Annotated in this window: 6 protein-coding genes and 1 tRNA gene; 3 read left to right on the forward strand and 4 right to left on the reverse strand. The window is 68.8% G+C overall.

What is annotated here, in order from left to right:
• Nucleotides 1–2 precede the first annotated feature (2 nt).
• From IEY68_RS36525 to IEY68_RS30640, 3 genes are all read right to left on the reverse strand, one after another.
• Nucleotides 3–9,287: a non-ribosomal peptide synthetase gene (locus IEY68_RS36525; RefSeq protein WP_058853006.1), complete on the reverse strand. Its 9,285-nt coding sequence runs from the start codon at nucleotides 9,285–9,287 to the stop codon at nucleotides 3–5.
• A 249-nt stretch (nucleotides 9,288–9,536) separates the two neighbouring features.
• Nucleotides 9,537–10,547 (reverse strand): LuxR C-terminal-related transcriptional regulator, encoded by a 1,011-nt coding sequence (locus IEY68_RS30635; protein ID WP_229719136.1) that lies wholly within the window; start codon nucleotides 10,545–10,547, stop codon nucleotides 9,537–9,539.
• A 47-nt stretch (nucleotides 10,548–10,594) separates the two neighbouring features.
• On the reverse strand, nucleotides 10,595–11,425 hold the full coding sequence (locus IEY68_RS30640) for a M23 family metallopeptidase (RefSeq protein ID WP_063000443.1): 831 nt from the start codon (nucleotides 11,423–11,425) through the stop codon (nucleotides 10,595–10,597).
• 530 nt (nucleotides 11,426–11,955) lie between these two features.
• On the opposite strand from IEY68_RS30640, the gene IEY68_RS30645 reads away from it, so the two are divergent.
• Nucleotides 11,956–12,348, forward strand: a complete 393-nt coding sequence (locus IEY68_RS30645) for an SCO5389 family protein (RefSeq protein WP_063000441.1) — start codon at nucleotides 11,956–11,958, stop codon at nucleotides 12,346–12,348.
• Between the two features lie 51 nt (nucleotides 12,349–12,399).
• On the opposite strand, the gene IEY68_RS30650 is transcribed toward IEY68_RS30645, so the two are convergent.
• Entirely contained in the window at nucleotides 12,400–14,037 is a 1,638-nt protein-coding gene (locus IEY68_RS30650; protein WP_063000440.1) for a long-chain fatty acid--CoA ligase, read from the reverse strand.
• 822 nt (nucleotides 14,038–14,859) lie between these two features.
• Between IEY68_RS30650 and IEY68_RS30655 the strand changes: the two genes are divergently transcribed.
• Both IEY68_RS30655 and IEY68_RS30660 read left to right on the forward strand, forming a co-directional pair.
• On the forward strand, nucleotides 14,860–16,326 hold the full coding sequence (locus tag IEY68_RS30655; RefSeq protein WP_063000449.1) for a flavin-containing monooxygenase: 1,467 nt from the start codon (nucleotides 14,860–14,862) through the stop codon (nucleotides 16,324–16,326).
• A 78-nt stretch (nucleotides 16,327–16,404) separates the two neighbouring features.
• Nucleotides 16,405–16,477 (forward strand) — tRNA-Arg (locus IEY68_RS30660).
• The last annotated feature ends 66 nt before the right edge of the window (nucleotides 16,478–16,543 follow it).

The raw sequence follows: 16,543 nt of genomic DNA on the forward strand, positions 1-16,543 counted from the left end.
CCTCAGCCCAGCAGCGTGGGCAGATCCAGCACTGTTCCGATTCCCGCCCAGGCCGCGCCCGGTTGCCCGTGCTCGTCCAGGACGAGCGCGAGCAGATCCTCCAGCGCATCCGGGTCGAGCGCGTCCAGGCTCACGCTGTCGGACCACAGATGAGTGACCCATTCCCCGGCTGGGGTCGCGTCCGGTTCGGCCTCGGGAATCAGCACCATGGAAGCACCCGCGGCGCCGGCCGCCACGGTTTCCAGCAGCCCCGCCGGACTGTCGCCGCGGCCGGCCCGGTAGGTCCGTGCCTCGTAGGTCAGGTCCGTGGCGGAGTGCACCCGGGTCACCGCGGCGGCCAACTGGTCGTAACTCACCAGGCTTCCGGTGCCGTCCACCACCGCGAGATCGCTGCCGCGCAGCGGTCGTGCCCGATCCGCGTAGGTGACCGGGCGCGGGGATTCGGCGGCGACCTCCCCGGCGACCACCGGATCGTCGAGCAGCAGCCACTTCACCGGTGGCGCGTCCGGTGCCGGACCGACGATCAGCCCGGCCTCGACCACCAGGTCCGCGGCCGCCGCGACATCCAGGGCGTCGGCGGGCACCAGTGTGGCTCCGGCCTTGAGTACCGCCCAGACGGCCACCACCGCGTCGACACCGCGATCCAGTGCGCTCACCACGCCGGTGCCCGGCCCGTAGCCGCGAGCGATCAGTACTCGCGCCAGTCGCGAGGACCGGGCGTCGAGATCCTGATAGGTCACCGCCGCCTCGCCCCACACCACCGCCGGGCCGTCCGGATCGTCCTCCACCGATGCGCTCAGGCTCTGTGTCAGCGCGGTGCCCGCCGTGGCGGCCGGCGCGACCCGGTCGGTGGGAACGGCTCCACGCTCGCGCACGGCGATCTCCGGGATATCCAGACCGCCCACCGGAAGTCGGGGATCCGCGGCGACGGCGGTGAGGATCCGGGCCAGCCGCCGGCCGAACAGCCGCACGGTCGGCTCATCGAAGAGGTCGGTGGCGAAGGTCAGCGTGATACGCAGATCACCGGGTGCGTCGTCGGCGTCGCGACGGGGGTCGATATCGATCCGCAGATCCGATTTCGCCGCGAGCGCACCGGGATACGGTGCCCGCACGGTGAGCCCGGGCAGGTTCAGGGTGGCCTGCTCGGTGTTCCGCACCGTCAGCACCACACCGAACAGCGCATCGTGCGCGACCGCCCGGTCCGGTGCCGCGATCTGCACTACCTGTTCGAACGGGATATCGGCGTTCGCGAACGCGTCCAGGTCGATTTCCCTTGCCCGGTCGAGCAATTCGGCGAACGACAGGCTCGGTTCGATCCGGGTTCGCAGCGTGATCGTATCGGCGAACATACCGACCAGCTCGTCGAGCGCTCGCTCCGCACGGCGGGCGACCGGGGTCCCCACAGCGATATCGTCGGCACCGGTCACCTGGTGCAGGAGCACGCTCACCGCGGCGTGCAGGACCATGAAAAGGGTCGCGCCGCGGTCGCGCGCCAGCCGGTCCAGTGCCTCGTGCACCTCACCGGATACCGCGAAACCGGTGGTGTCGCCACGCATCGAGGGCCGGGCCGGGCGCGGGCGGTCCAGCGGGAGTCCGGGTTCCCCGGGCAGGTCCCGGAGGCGATCCCGCCAGTACGCCGATTGCGTTGCCGCGACGGAGTTCTCGTCGGTCTCCGCACCGACCACCGCGCGCTGCCAGATCGCGTAGTCCGAGTACTGCACCGACAGCGGCGACCAGCGCGGCGACTCCCCACCGACCCGGGCCCGGTACGCGATCATCAGGTCCCGTGTCAGCGGCGCCAGGGACGCCTCGTCGGCGGCGATATTGTGGACGACCAGCGCCAGCACGTGTTCGTCGGTATCGGTGGTGAGCAGCAGGCCCCGAATCGGCGCCTGGGCGACGATATCGAAACCGGCCGACAGCATTTCCCCGATCCGGCCGGGCACATCGCCGGTGGTCACCGATTCCAGTCCGCCGCGCAGCGCCTGCGCCACCGGCAGGCTCTCCTGGTACGGCATTCCGTCCGGATCCGCCGGGTAGCGGGTGCGCAGCGGCTCGTGGCGTTCCAATACATCGAAGAGGGCGTAGCGCAGTGCGGAGATATCCAGCGCACCGGTGAGTCCGATGGTGAGCACTACATTGTCGACCGCGGAATCCGGATCGGTCCGGTGGCGCAGCCACATCCGATACTGGGCCGGCGACAGCGGAATCCGTTCCGGCCGGTCGGCGCGTACCAGCGCGGGCCGCTCCACCTCGGCAGGGACCCCGGGCACCACCCGGGCGGCCAGCGCGGCGACCGCCGGTGCGTCGAACATGGTGCGCACCGTGATCTCCGCGGCCAGCGCGGCATTGATCCGGGCCACCGCGCGGACGGCGAGCAGCGAGTTCCCGCCGAGGGCGAAGAAATCGTGGTCGGCACCGACGCGTTCGGCGCCGAGCAGATCGGCGAAAACCTCGGCCACGACCTTCGCGACCCGGCCCGTCGGCGCGGTGTAGGGCACCTCGCCGGCCCCGGCCGGATCGGGCAGCGCGAGCCGGTCGAGTTTCCCGTTGGGAGTCAGCGGCAGCGCGTCGAGGACGACGACGGTATCGGGAACCATGTAACCGGTGAGGAATTCCGCGACCTGCGCGCGCAGCCGCTCCGGTTCGGGCGCCACGTCGGGATCCGCGGCGGGCACCACATAGCCGAGCAGCCGATCGCCGGTCACCCCGTCGCTGCGCACCAGCGCGACTGCGCCGCCCACCCCCGGACAGCGCAGCAGGGCGGCTTCGATCTCGCCGAGTTCGATCCGGAGCCCGCGCACCTGCACCTGTGTGTCGCCGCGTCCGGCGTATTCCAGACTCGCGCGACCCCCGAAACCGGCCCAGCGGCCGATATCGCCGGACCGGTACATCCGCGATCCCGGGGGGCCGAACGGGTCGGCCACGAACCGGGTCGCCGTGAGGCCCGGGCAGGCGGGATAGCCACGGGTCAGTTGTGCTCCCGCCACATAGATCTCGCCCGGTACGCCGACCGGCGCGGGATGCAGCCGCTCGTCCAGCACGAACGCGTCCAGACCGGGGATCGCCCGGCCGATCACACTGGCCGGGCTGTCCACCAGCTGTTCGTCGAGCGCCAGGAACGAGGCGTGCACCGTGGTCTCGGTGATGCCGTACATGTTCACCAGCCACGGCGAATCGGCCGTGGCACCGCCGTGCCGCTCGTACCAGTGTCCCAACCGGCGCAGATCGAGCGCTTCGCCTCCGAACACCACATAGCGCAGGGCGAGCGCGTCCGCGCCGTCGGGCACGGCGACGCGATCGGCCTCGGCGAGTTCATAGAACGCCGACGGTGTCAGGCCGAGCACTGTGACCTGTTCGCGGATGAGCAGTTCGCGCAGCGATTCGGGCGAGCGGGTGGCCGGATGGCCGACCACCACCACCGAACCGCCGCTGGCCAGCGCGCACCACAGCTCCCACACCGAGAAGTCGAAGGTGAAGGAGTGGAACAGGGTCCACACATCGGCGTCGTCGAATTCGAACAGCAACTGGGTGTTGGCGAACAGTTCCACCACGTTCCGGTGGGCGGCGCCCACACCTTTGGGGACGCCGGTGGAACCGGAGGTGTAGAGGACGTATGCCAGGTTGTCCGGACGCAGCCGACCGCGGCGCTCGGCATCGGTGACCGGCTCGGCGAAGTTGTGCGCGGTGTCCTCGAGCAGGACCACCGGCACGTTCACGACCGGTACCGCGTTCTGTTCGCTACCGGTGGTGAGGACAGCGACCGGGCGGGCGTCGGCGAGGACGAATTCCAGTCGCTGCCGTGGGTGAGTGGTGTCGATCGGTAGGTAGCCGGCGCCGGACAGCAGTACGCCGAGCAGTGCGACCGGCAACTCCGCGGTGCGCGGTATCGCCACAGCCACCAGGCTTTCCGGACCCGCACCGGCTGCGATCAGCGCACGCGCCACTCGATAGGAGCGGCGCAACAGTTCTTCGAAGCTCAGGGTGGTCCCGCCGGATCGCACGGCGGGGGCCCGCGGCCGCAACCGCGCCTGGGCCTCGATGAGATCGACCAGTGTCACCGCCGGCACCCGGACACCGCCGCTGTTCCATTCCCGCAGGACCAGATCGCGCTCCCCCGGGGCGAGCAGATCGATATCGCCGACGACCAGTCCGGGATCGGCGACCACGGCGTGCAGGACCCGCAGCAGCCGGTCCGCGTGGTCACCGATGGTGGGCGCGTCGAACAGATCGCGGGCGTAGGTGAAGGTCAGTCGCGCGTCGACACCGGTGTCGATCAGGTTCACGCGCAGATCCAGGGTGTCCGGCAGTTTCGCGGGTGCGTCGCCGGAAGCCAGCAGTACCCGGAAGGGCGGCCGCCCGGCCGCGGTACGCACCGTACCGATCAGATGTCCGAGCTGTTCGTCCCCACGACCCGTCGGCGCCATTCCACCGGCGGCCCGGGCGGTGGCGAGCAGCGCGCCGAAGCACAGTGCCGGATCGATTCCCGTACGCAGCACCGACAGGCCGGGGGCGGATTCGTGGGTGCTGAACGCGCCGACCGCGATATCCCGGTTCCCGGAGAGCCGGGCCAGCAGAATCGCCAGTGCCGTCTGCACCACCGTGAACGACGTCACATTCTGTTGTGCCGCAATATGATTGAGCGAATCGAGCATATCGAGCGACAGTTCCCGCGACACCTGACCGACGCGACCGGACGCGGTGGCCGGGCGCGGCCGATCAGCGGGCAACTCGCTGTACCCGCCGGGTTGGACGGAGCCCTGCCACCAGCCCTTGGACGGTGCCGACGACGCCGGTGCCCAGGGCACGGCCAGCAACTGTCCCACGAGAGCGTGCAGCAGCACGGACAGGGCCCGGGCGGCCGGTTCGGCCACGAGATCGCGCCGGTACCACAGTCGCAGCACCAGCCGGTCCGCCGATTCCACCGCCAGGGTCACCGGATAGTGACTGAAGGTGCGCGAGATCAGATCCACCACTTCCAGGCCGTCGACTCCCCCGGCCGCTGCGCGCAGTACCTCGGCGCCCACCGGACGGTCCTGGTAGATCACGAGAGTGTCGAAGAGTCCTGCCGCGCCGGGCGCGAGATCGGCCAGGCCCAGATAGTGGTGTTCGACCAGGGCATCCTGTTCGGACCGGAGACGGGTCAGCAGGTCCCGCACGGTCCATTCGGCCTCGAATCGCACCCGCACCGGAATCGTGTTGGCCAACAGACCGGTCATCTCGCCGGCCCCGTTCAGTCCGGACGGACGCCCGGGGACCACAGCCCCGAATACCACATCCTCGGCGCCGGTCAAGCCCGCCAGCAGCACCGCCCACAAGGCCTGCACCACGGTATCGGCCGTCACCCCGGTCGCGGCCGCATAGGCGGCCATGGCGGCGGCCTCGGTCTCGCCCAGCGCGAGTTCGACTTCTCCGATACCGGTTTCCGGTTGTTCGGGCGGCGCCAGCACCAGCGCCAGTTCGGTCGGCCGGGCGCCGAGCAGTACCTCCGACCAGCGGGCCCGGGAGTCCGCACTGTCCCCCTGCGACACCCGGTGCAGATAATCGCGGTAGGCGGGAGCCGGAGGCAGCGCCGACAGATCCCCGTGCCGGGCGTAACCGGTCAGCAGATCCCGCATGAGGATCGGCAACGACCAGCTGTCGAAGAGCAGATGGTGGGCGGCCAGTACCAGATGGGTGCGCCCGGAAACCGTGCGGTACAACGTGATCCGCAACAGCGGCGCGGTGTCGAGGGGGAACAGGGTGAGCCGCTCGGTTTCCAGCAGTTCCGGGATCTCGTAGTCGCCGACATCGGCGACCACTCGCCACGGCACCTCGACGGCCTCGATCACCAACTGCACCGGCGACCCGTCCGAGGCCGTCACGAACGCGGTGCGCAGCACCGGATGCCGATCGAGAAGACTCTGTGCGGCGAGGTGCAGCCGATCCGGATCGATGACGCCGCCGAGTTCGGCGGTGAAGAGCATCACATACTCGCCGGGCTCGTCCGCGGTGAACTGCGAACGGAAGTACAGCCCTTCGCCCAGCGGCGACAGCGGCAGTACCTCGGTCAGGCCCGGGTAGTCGGTGCGCCAGGTATCGAGCTCGGGCTGCCCGACCCGGACCAGCGGCAGATCCGACGGCGTCAGACCGCCCGCCGCGGGATCGGTGGTGTGCCGGGCGATGGCGTTGACGGCGGCCAGCCATTCGTCGGCCAGTTCCCGGACCGCCGGCTCGTCGAGGATATCGGTGGCGTAGGAGAACGACAGGGTGATCCCGCCGTCGGGCCGGGCGGCGGCGCCGGTATCCACCACCATCTCGGCCGGCATGTCCCGGTCGAACTCGGTATCGAATCCACCCAGCTCACCTGCGGGGAGCCAGGACGCCTCGCCGGTTCCGGCGGGCGAACCGGCGAACGCCCGATCCAGGTAGTCGAATCCTATCTGCGCCACGGTGCCGTCGAGTTCCGCGGCGATTTCCGGTGTCTGCCGGCGCAGCAGCCCGAAACCGACGCCCCGGCCGGGCACGGCGGCGAGTTGTTCTTTCACCGAACGCAACAGCGCGGCAGTCACCGGGCCCGCGGCCAGCGCGGCGCGAGGGTCGATGGCGGCGAGATCCAGGGCCACCGGGTAGGCCGAGGTGAACGAACCGACAGTACGGGTGAGGTCCGCCCCGGGCAGTACCGATTCCGTGCGCCCTCCGCCGTGGACCCGGATTCGGGTGGTCGCACAGTCCACGCCGCGCCGGGACCGCCAGTTGCGCACCGCCAGGGCGAGGGCGGCCAGCAGCGGTTCACCGGCGCCCGTCCGGTACAACGCGGGGACCTCGGTGAGCACGACCTCGGCGATATCCGCCGGAATCTCCACCGTGAACCCGCGCACCGAGGCACGGGTATCGGTGGTGGGATCGAGCGCGCGCGATCCGAGCAGCGGGTCCGGGGTGGCCAGTACGCCACGCCAGTGGCCGAGTTCGTTCTCGGATTGCGCCGCGGCTTCGGTCACCGCGTGCGCCCACCGGCGGAACGAGGTGGCGACAGCGGGTAGTTCGGGGCGCCGCCCCTGGATCACCTGGGACCAGGCCAGCGTCAGATCGGCGAGGATGATGCGCCAGGACGCGCTGTCCACCACATAGTGGTGCACAGCGAGCAGCAGCGCGTCACGAGTGTCCGGGCGGCGCAGCCAGGTCGCCGCGAGCATACGACCACCCAGCGGATCGAGTTGCGCCACAGTGGATTTCATGGCAGATCCGGTGACCGCGGTGAGTTCCGCCGGTCGCGCACCCACCGGCGCCTCCACCTCCGAGACCCGCACTCCCCCCGCGACAGGTCCGGTATCGGGAACCTCGAGCCGGAACCGCCCGTCCTCGGCCACCAGCTGAGCTCGCAACATATCGTGGCGGCTCACCACCGCACCCAGCGTGGCGGCCAGAGCGGCGCGATCGATTCCCGTCGGCAGCGCCAGCGCGACGGTCTGCGCGAAACCGGAATGCACTCCCCCGGCCAGGTACTCGGTGAGGATCGAAGTCGGCGGGACCTCGCCGATACCACCCCCGGGCAACTCCGCCGGAACTGCCGCGGCGGCAGCCCCGAACACCGCGACCTCGGCGAGCCCGGCGACGGTCCGGCACTCGAACACATCGCGCGGGGTGAACCGGATCCCCGCCGCACGAGCCCGCTCCACGAGTCGGACCGACAGTGCGGTATCACCCCCGAGGGCGACGAACGAATCGTCGGCACCGATATGGTCGAGCCCGAGTACCTCCGCGAACAACGCGGCCAGCCGGACCTCCGGCTCCCCGGACGGCGGCCGCGAACCGGCCCGCTCGAACACCGGTTCCGGCGAGATTTCGCGATCTCCCCCGACGGGGCCCACCGCCCTGCCCCCACGCGGCAGCACATCGGACACCGGGCCGGGCGGGACCGGTGTCCGATGAAGCGCGACCGAGCGGTCCACGGCGGGGTACCGGGTGAGTGATTCGTCGACCGCGAAGGGTCGCGTACCGGAACCACGCACCTGCACAGGCGAATCGGCGCGGCCGAGATATTCGATCTCTTCACCGCGCGATGTCCGGATCCGGCGCACCAGAACACCGGTGCGGTACATCCGGGTCCCCGGCCGGCCCGGATCCGTGCCGAAGGGTCCGGCCACGAAACGTTGCGCCGTAAGTCCGCGCCGATCGAGGTAACCGTGCGCCAGCGCCGGCCCGGACAGATAGAGCTCTCCCGCCGTACCGGGGGGCACCGGCCGCAGCCGGGTGTCGAGTACGAAGGCTCCGACCCCGTTCAGCGCGGCACCCACGGTGATCGTCTCCCCCGGGCTCATCGTGCCGGTACCGGTCGCGATGATGGTGGTCTCGGTGGAACCGTAGGAGATGAAAACGCTGCGCCCGTGCGCCCAGCGGCGGACCAGTTCCGGGTCGAATTCGGCGGCGATCGCCGCGACGCCCTCCAGATCGGTGAGTCCCACCGGGTCCACGGATTCCAGCGCGGCCGGGGTGGTGATCATATGGGTCACTCGCTCCCGGGCCAGTAGCTCGGCGACGCCGTGCCCGCCGAGCGCGCCCGCGGGGACTATCACCAGGGTCGCGCCGGTGGTGAAGGTCAGCAGCAGTTCCAGAACCGAGATATCGGAGTCCGGGGAACACATATGAGTCACCCGGGAATCGCTGGTGATCCCGTAGAGGTCGGTGGCCGCGGCGACCACCGGGGCCAGCCCGCTGTGGGCGACCACCACGCCCACCGGCTCACCGGCCGAGCACGAGGTGTGAACGATATAGGCGGGGTGACGCTCGTCGAGCATCCGGACCCGGTCGGCGTAGGAGATCGGATGCCGCGGCCGTCGCGCGATCCGGGCGGACTGCACGGGGTCGTCCAATTCCATCCAGTACAGGGACCGCCCGAGCGCGGACCGGTGCTTCGAGGTGGTCAGGCCGAGCGTGGCAGCGGAATCGGCGGCGATGCGGTCGATCCGGTCGGCGGGGAGTGCGGGGTCGATAGGCACATGGGCGGCGCCGGTTTTCGCGATTGCCCACACCGCCAGCACCGATTCCGGGCTGCGCGCGAGCCCGATCGCCACCACATCGCCCGGTCCGATTCCGCGTTCGATCAGTTCACGCGCGAGCTGGGAGGATGCTTCGTCGAGCTCCTGGTAGGTCATTTCCCGCTGGTCGCCGGGCCGGCCCGTCGGGTTGTAGCGGATCGCCACCTCGGCGGCCGCGGATTCGACCGCGGATGTCAGCAGCTGTGCGAACAGCGGACTGCCCGAACGGCGCCGTCGGGTGACACTGAAAGGACGGCGGGCAGTTTGCATTCGGGTGGGTTCACCTCTCGCATCGAGCCGGGACCCGGCCTTCTGCGTGCCCTATGGGGGCGGAAGGGCATATCGATCGGGCCGGCGCGGTGTGGCCATCATATTCGGGAGTGCCCCGGACCGCCGCCCGGGCAGCGAGCCCGGCCGGTACCGCCCACACCTCCTGCGGAACTGCCACCGGATCGGGTCCGGGTTACCCCCGGCGAACCGGCGCGGGCGTCGCCACCCGCGCCGGGCGCGCGCACCACTTCACAGCCAGCCGCGACGGATCGCCTGCACACCGGCCTGGAACCGGGTACTGGCCCCGAGCCGCTCCAGCAGCCGAGCCGTACGCCGGACCACGGTGCGCCGCGACATGCCCAGCCGGCGGGCGATCGTATCGTCGGTCGCCCCCATTCCCATCATGGTGAGGATCGCGCGGTCGCGTTCGTCGAGTTCGTCGGCTTCCGGCTGCACCGAAATCGGCGCGGACAGCGTCCACAACACATCGAAACTGCGGATCAACATATCCAGCAGCGGCGACCCGTTGATCCGCAGCGCCATCGGATCGGGACGACGTTCGTCGGTATGCAGCACCAGGCTGGCACGTTCGTTGTCGGCGATGATGAGTTTGAACGGCGGATCGGGCAGCGTTCGCGCCTGCGCACCACGGGCGTTGGTGGCCAAGGTGTGGCGCAGACGGTCGGCGTCCTGGTAGATCGTGTCCTGGTAGAGGATCCGATATCGCACGCCCTCGGCCATCCGGGCCTGTTTGAGCTCGGAGATGCGGCTGTCGCGTTCTGGGTCGCTCAGGTGTGGGCTGCGCTCGACCATTTTCACCGAGCCGTCGGCGTTCGCGTGCAGCGATTCGAAATCGGCGAGCAGTTCGGCGCGTTCGAACACCGGGGAGATCAGGCCGTTCCAGCCCTGCGAGCGCCGTACGGAACGGAAGGTCTCGCTGAGCCGCGCCGCGGCCGCGTGCATGGTGCTGATCTCCTGGCGCCGACGCCGTGCCTCGGCTTCGGACAGCGATTCGGGTGCGTGCGCGTCCCAGCGCGGGGTGCCGTCCGGGTCGGTGAGCCGGATGACGGCACGCAATCCGCACAGTTCGTCGAGCGCGTTCTCGACCTCGGTCTCGGACAGGCCGGTGTGCCGCGCGATATCGGCGAGACCCGAACGCGGTCGATGCACCAGAGCCGCGTAGACGCGACCGTGGATCGACTCGGGTTCGAAGATATCGGCCAATTCGGTCACCCCGGACGCCCGCAGTTCTCCCTGCAACCCAGCAGGGGTGGCAAGGATCGGACGGTCGATCGATTCTGTCGATCTCAGTGCGAGGGTCCCCACTCCAGTGGCACCCCCTTGGACACCATCCAGGTCATCGGATCGATTTTGTTGCCACCCTGATCCCAGATTTCCAGATGCAGGTGGGGACCCGTGGATTGACCACGGTTGCCCACGGTGGCGATCACATCACCCGCGTTCACCCGTTGTCCTTCGCTGACGTAGATATCGTTGACGTGCCCGTAGACGCCGGTGGTGCCGTCGTCGTGCAGCACCCGGACCCACATTCCGAATCCGGAGGCGGGACCGGCCTCGATCACCGTGCCGGAGGCGACGGATTTGATCGGCGCGCCGAGTGTATCGGCGAAGTCGATACCGTAGTGCATGGCGCCCCATCGGCTGCCATAGGTGGAGCTCACGACACCGGCCACCGGCCGGACCGCGGCCGCCGGGGCGAACTGCTGATGCAGTTGTTCGAGAGTCTGCTCGGCCTGGGTCAGTGGGGCGGCGACCTCGGGCGGCAGATTCTGGAGACCGAACGGCGCGGCGACGGGCGCCGGCGCGGCGATCGGCGCGGCCTGCACCGGGGCGGGCCGCGGATCGGCGATCGGCGCGGCCTGCGCCATCCGCTCGGCGACCGTGGCCACCGCACCGGAAACAGGAGCGACCGGCTCGGCCTTCACCGCTTCGTCGTTTCCGTTGCCGGGCAGCAGTGGTGCGGCGTAGGCGATGGCGGGGGCGATCTGGGAGGCGGTACCGATCAGCGCGCCGGCCGCGACGGCGGCTCCGGCGGCGGCGCGGACCTTTTCGGCCGCGGTGGCTTCTGCGCGATGGCGCCGGGGGCGGACCTGCACCTCGTCACCGATCAGGCTCATAACGGTGATGGAGCTGGGGCCTAATCGATGGTGCGCCAAAGGTCCGTCCTCGCTATCCGATCATCAGGTTCACGAACGCCGCACGCGGATCCAGCTACTCGAGCCGGGTAAACGTAACGTTTCGGCATCCGTTGTGACGGTAACTCTACCGGCCCGTGACCATATCGCAACCTTTTCGGTAAATGCCCAGTTCAAACGGGTAATACAGTTCGCCGGCCAGGTTGTGAACACTGCCTTTTTCGTAATATTCACGAGCCGCCCGAGTGAACCGCGCATCACCGGGACACGCCCCGGCAACCTCGCACCACAGCGACAGGACGGCAGCGAGAGCAGTTGCTCCGCCCCCGGCCATCGCTCCCCCCGATCACCGGAGCAATGGGCCCGCTATTCCGAAACCTTCGCGCTTCGAACGGCTTTCACGGCCAATCCACTGCTATTGACAACCAATTTCGATTAGACTCGGCCCGGCAGATCTGCACGCGGGTTTCCGCACCATCAGCCGAAGACGAAGTTGACCTCAGGAGGTCGCCGTGTCCTTAGATGTCCCCACCGCTCTGCTGGAACGTGCCGAACGCGGTGATGTCACCGACGCAGAATTCGTCGAATGTGTCCGTACCTCGCTGCCCTACGCCTGGGAGGTCGTGAGCCGGGTCGCGAGCGAACTGGGTTCCGGCACCGCTGAATTCGCCGACAACGAGGAGGCCCCGCCCGACGAGACGGCGCGCGGTCAGCTGCTGCGCGCCTTGGCCTCGGATGCCATCCGGGGCGGTCTGGAACGGCATTTCAGCGTGAAACTGGCCTTCCAGAACTGCCACCGGGTGGCGGCGTTCCCGCTGTCGTCGGTCGGCGGCGAGACCTACAGCCGGTTCATCAGCCCCCGAAACCAGTTGCTCAACCAGAGCCCGGAACTGCGCAACTGCTGATCGGTGCGATCCCCGGCGCGATACGCGCCGGGGATCGCCCGCCGGCGGATATCAGCCGACGACCGTCACATCCAGTTCACCGTCCGCGTGCTGCGCCCGCAGACGCTTCTTGTCGAACTTGCCGACACTGGTCTTGGGCACCTCCGCGATGAAGGTCCAGTATTCGGGCAGTTGCCATTTCGCGAAGCGGTCCGCGAGGAATTCCCGCAGTTCCTCCGGTGCCACCGTCGCGCCCTCGGCCACTACGATCGCCACCAGCGGGCGTTCGTCCCATTTCTCGTCCGGGATACCGATCACGGCGGCCTCGGCCACGGCCGGATGCCCCATCACCGCGTTCTCCAGGTCCACCGAGGAGATCCATTCGCCGCCGGACTTGATCACATCCTTGGACCGATCCACCAGGGTCAGATAACCGTCCGGGCTGATCTTGCCCACATCCCCGGTACGCAGCCAGCCGTCGTCGAACTTGCTCGGGTCCACCTCCGCACCGTCGGGCGAATAGTAGGAGCCGGTGATCCACGGCCCCCGGACCTCGACCTCACCCAGCGAATTACCGTCGTTGGGCACCACTTTGCCGTCGTCACCGACCAGACGGGCCCGGACCCCGGCCGGGAACCGTCCCTGCGTCACGCGGTAGGCCCAGGCCGCCTCGCCGGTGACTCCCTGCGGCGGCTGCGCCACGCTGCCCAGCGGGGAGGTCTCGGTCATCCCCCAGGCGTGGATCACCTGCACACCGTGCTTCTCGTCGAAGGCCTTCATCATCGCCGGCGGCGCGGCCGCACCGCCCACGACCACCGAACGCAGATGAGTGATGTCCTGTGGACTGGCGTTCAGGGCGGCCAGCACCCCGCCCCATATCGTCGGTACCGCCGCCGCGAACGTGGGCTTCACCGCGGCCATTATCTCCAGCAGGGGCACCGGCTGCAGGAACCGGTCCGGCATGAGCATATTCGCGCCGGACAGCAGCGCCGCGTACGGCAGACCCCAGGCGTTGGCGTGGAACAGCGGGACGATGGCGAGCATGGTGTCGTCGTTGGTGATCCCCATCGACGAAGGGGTGGTGGCCTGCATGGCGTGCAGCCAGTTGGACCGGTGGGAGTAGACGACACCCTTCGGATCACCGGTGGTGCCGGAGGTGTAGCACATCGAAGACGCCGTGCGCTCGTCGAGCACCGGGAAGTCGTATTCGGCAGGGTATTTCGCCAGCAGCTCGGCATAGTCGTGCACGGTCACGCCCTCGGGAGCGGACAGTGCCGCGACGTCACCGTTGACCACGATCACGTGCCGGACCGTTTTCAGATGCGGCAGATACTGAGCGAACATCGGCAGCAGGCTGCCGTCCACCAGCACCACCTGATCCTCGGCATGGTCGGCCACGAAGATCAGCTGCTCGGCCGACAGCCGGATGTTCAACGCGTGCAGCACCGCCCCCATGGCCGGAATCGCGATATAGGCCAGGAAATGCTCGTTGTTGTTCCACATGAAGGTGCCGACCCGGTCGCCCTCTGCGATCCCGAGGTCGGTCAGCGCGTTGGCCAGCCGCGCGGAATCCGCGCCGACCTCGCGATAGGTCATGGTGCGTACCCCGTCCCCGGTCCAGGTGGACACCGTGGAATCACCGACGAAGGTGGACGCGTAGCGCAGCAGCGTGGCCAAGGACAGCTGGTCGTCCATCATGGTGCTCAACATCGGAAATACCCCTAACTCATCTGGCGGCGGGACGGTCGTGCCGTGGCCGGTCACACCCTGTGAGACACAGGAACGGACATGACTCACATCACACCGCCGAACACTACCGTGGAGTAGGCAGGCGCGGGGCGGGTCGCGGGAAACCGCCGGGCGGCCAACCACACACAGGCCGGCGGGATCACGCGGTACCGGGCTCGGGCCGGCTCGTGATCGGGTTCAGGAGGAGTGACCGAGGCGGTCGGTGAGGTCGGCGGGTTCTCACGGGAGCCGGCCCAGCCGCGCGTTGTGCGGGTCGGCCGGTTCGAGGCGCTCGCCGAGTCCGGCGCAGCGGGACGACGGTTCGCTCTCGATCGGCGGCCGCCGAACCGAAGCGGCGGCGCGGTCGGCAGAGGAGGAACCGGCCGACCCCTCCCCTCCGGATCCGGGATACGACGGGAAGCGACGTCGCCCGGCGGTCTCGGACGGCGGGACGGGACGCAATGCCCGCGACGCCCCCTGCGGGCCACCGGCACTGCGCCATCGCCGCCGAGCACATCACCGTGATAGCGGGAAATCCGGCCCGCCGCCAAGTCAGATAACGAAATGACATCCAAACGAGACACGAGCCGGGTTCGTGACCCATTGATCGGACGAGAATTCGCGGCTCCGGAGCCCGCAGACCACCGGTTATGACCCATCCGGACCGATGCCCCGGAAAGGGCGAGCACTCGCTTACATATGCACGCGCACCGCCTCCGGAGTCCGGATTTCGTGGCCGAAAATATCGATTCCCTGTCCGCCGTTCCCTGTGGAGCCAGAGATCACCGCCCCTACTCTGAGAACATGACATCGCCATCGCCGTCGATCATCATCATCGGGGCCGGGTTCGGTGGACTCGGTATGGGACTGGAACTGCTGCGTTCGGGCGTGGAGGATTTCACCATCGTCGAACGCGCCCAGGACTTCGGCGGCGTATGGCGGGAGAACACCTACCCCGGCGCGGCGTGTGATGTGCCGTCCCCGCTGTACTCCTGGTCCTTCGAACCGCGCTCCGATTGGCCCCGCCGCTTCTCCGAGCAGGCCGATATCCACGACTATATGCGCCGCGTGGTCGGCAAATACGATCTCGAACGCAAGATCCGCTTCGGCACCGAGATCAGCGACGCCGAATACGACGAGGCAGGCGCGAAGTGGCAGATCCGCACCACCGACGGTGACCGGCTCACCGCCGACGTCCTGATCTCCGCCGTCGGCCAACTCTCCCGGCCGGCCACGCCGAACCTCCCCGGTATCGACACCTTCACCGGCCCCGCCTTTCACTCGGCCGAATGGGACCATTCCGTCGACCTCACCGGAAAACGCGTCGCCTGTATCGGCACCGGCGCCAGCGCCATCCAGTACATCCCCCGCATCCAACCGATCGCCGAACACCTCACCCTGTTCCAGCGTTCCGCCGCCTGGGTCCTACCCAAAGCCGACGCCGCCTATGAACCCCGCCACCACGCCGTGTTCAAGTACCTCCCGCCGGTCCGCTGGGCCGAACGTTTCGGCTGGTGGATGTTCTTCGAGGTGATGGCCCTGGCCCTCACCGATATCCAGAGCATCCAGAAACCCGTGGTGAAGGTCGCCGACGGCCACCGCGCCCGGCAGATCCCGGACCCGGTCCTGCGCGAGAAGCTCACCCCCGACTACGCCCCCGGCTGCAAACGCGCCCTCTTCTCCAACGACTACTTCCCGGCCCTCGCCCGGCCGAACGTCACAGTCGAGACCAACGCCATCACCGAGATCACTCCCACGGGCGTCCGCACCGCCGACGGTATCCACCACGAAGTAGACGTCATCGTCTACGGCACCGGTTTCAAGGGCACGGAATTCCTCGCCCCCATGAACATCTACGGCACCGACGGCCGCAAACTCGCCGACACCTGGGCCGCCGAAGGCGCCCGCGCCTTCCTCGGTGTCTCGGTACCGAAGTTCCCCAACCTGTTCATGATGTACGGGCCGAACACCAATGTCGGGTCCGGCTCCATCGTCTACATGCTGGAATCACAGGCCCGCTACATCCGCCAGGCCATCGACTACCTGCGCGTCAACCCCGGCCGCGGTGTCTCCGCCCGCGCGGAAGCCGAACAGCACTGGGACGATTGGCTGCAAAAACGCCTGAAGGACACCCCCTGGAACTTCTGCTCCAGCTGGTACCGCAATGCCTCGGGTCGCATCACCAACAACTGGCCGGGGGCCACGATCCTCTACCGCTGGAAAACCCGCCGCTTCGACCCCACCGACTACGAACAGTCCCGCGCGGCCTGACGCTCACCGGGGCCGTTCCCCACGATGCGGCCCCGGGCCGGCCGACCCGGTAGACTCCTGCCCACCGGCCACGGCCCGGCCCTCGTAGCTCAGGGGATAGAGCACCGCTCTCCTAAAGCGGGTGTCGCAGGTTCGAATCCTGCCGAGGGCACAAACCTGCGCATCATTTGCGCAGTTCAGGGCCATTTTGACAAGAGACGAAAACCGGGCAAGACTA

It is taken from the genome of Nocardia jinanensis, from assembly GCF_014645735.1.
Taxonomy (GTDB): domain Bacteria; phylum Actinomycetota; class Actinomycetes; order Mycobacteriales; family Mycobacteriaceae; genus Nocardia; species Nocardia jinanensis.

Excerpts from the sequence above, each read along its gene's own strand:
- IEY68_RS30650 (WP_063000440.1), bottom strand. The coding sequence starts at position 14,037 with ATGTTGAGCACCATGATGGACGACCAGCTGTCCTTGGCCACGCTGCTG.
- IEY68_RS30655 (WP_063000449.1), top strand. The coding sequence starts at position 14,860 with ATGACATCGCCATCGCCGTCGATCATCATCATCGGGGCCGGGTTCGGT.
- IEY68_RS36525 (WP_058853006.1), bottom strand. The coding sequence starts at position 9,287 with ATGCAAACTGCCCGCCGTCCTTTCAGTGTCACCCGACGGCGCCGTTCG.
- IEY68_RS30640 (WP_063000443.1), bottom strand. The coding sequence starts at position 11,425 with ATGAGCCTGATCGGTGACGAGGTGCAGGTCCGCCCCCGGCGCCATCGC.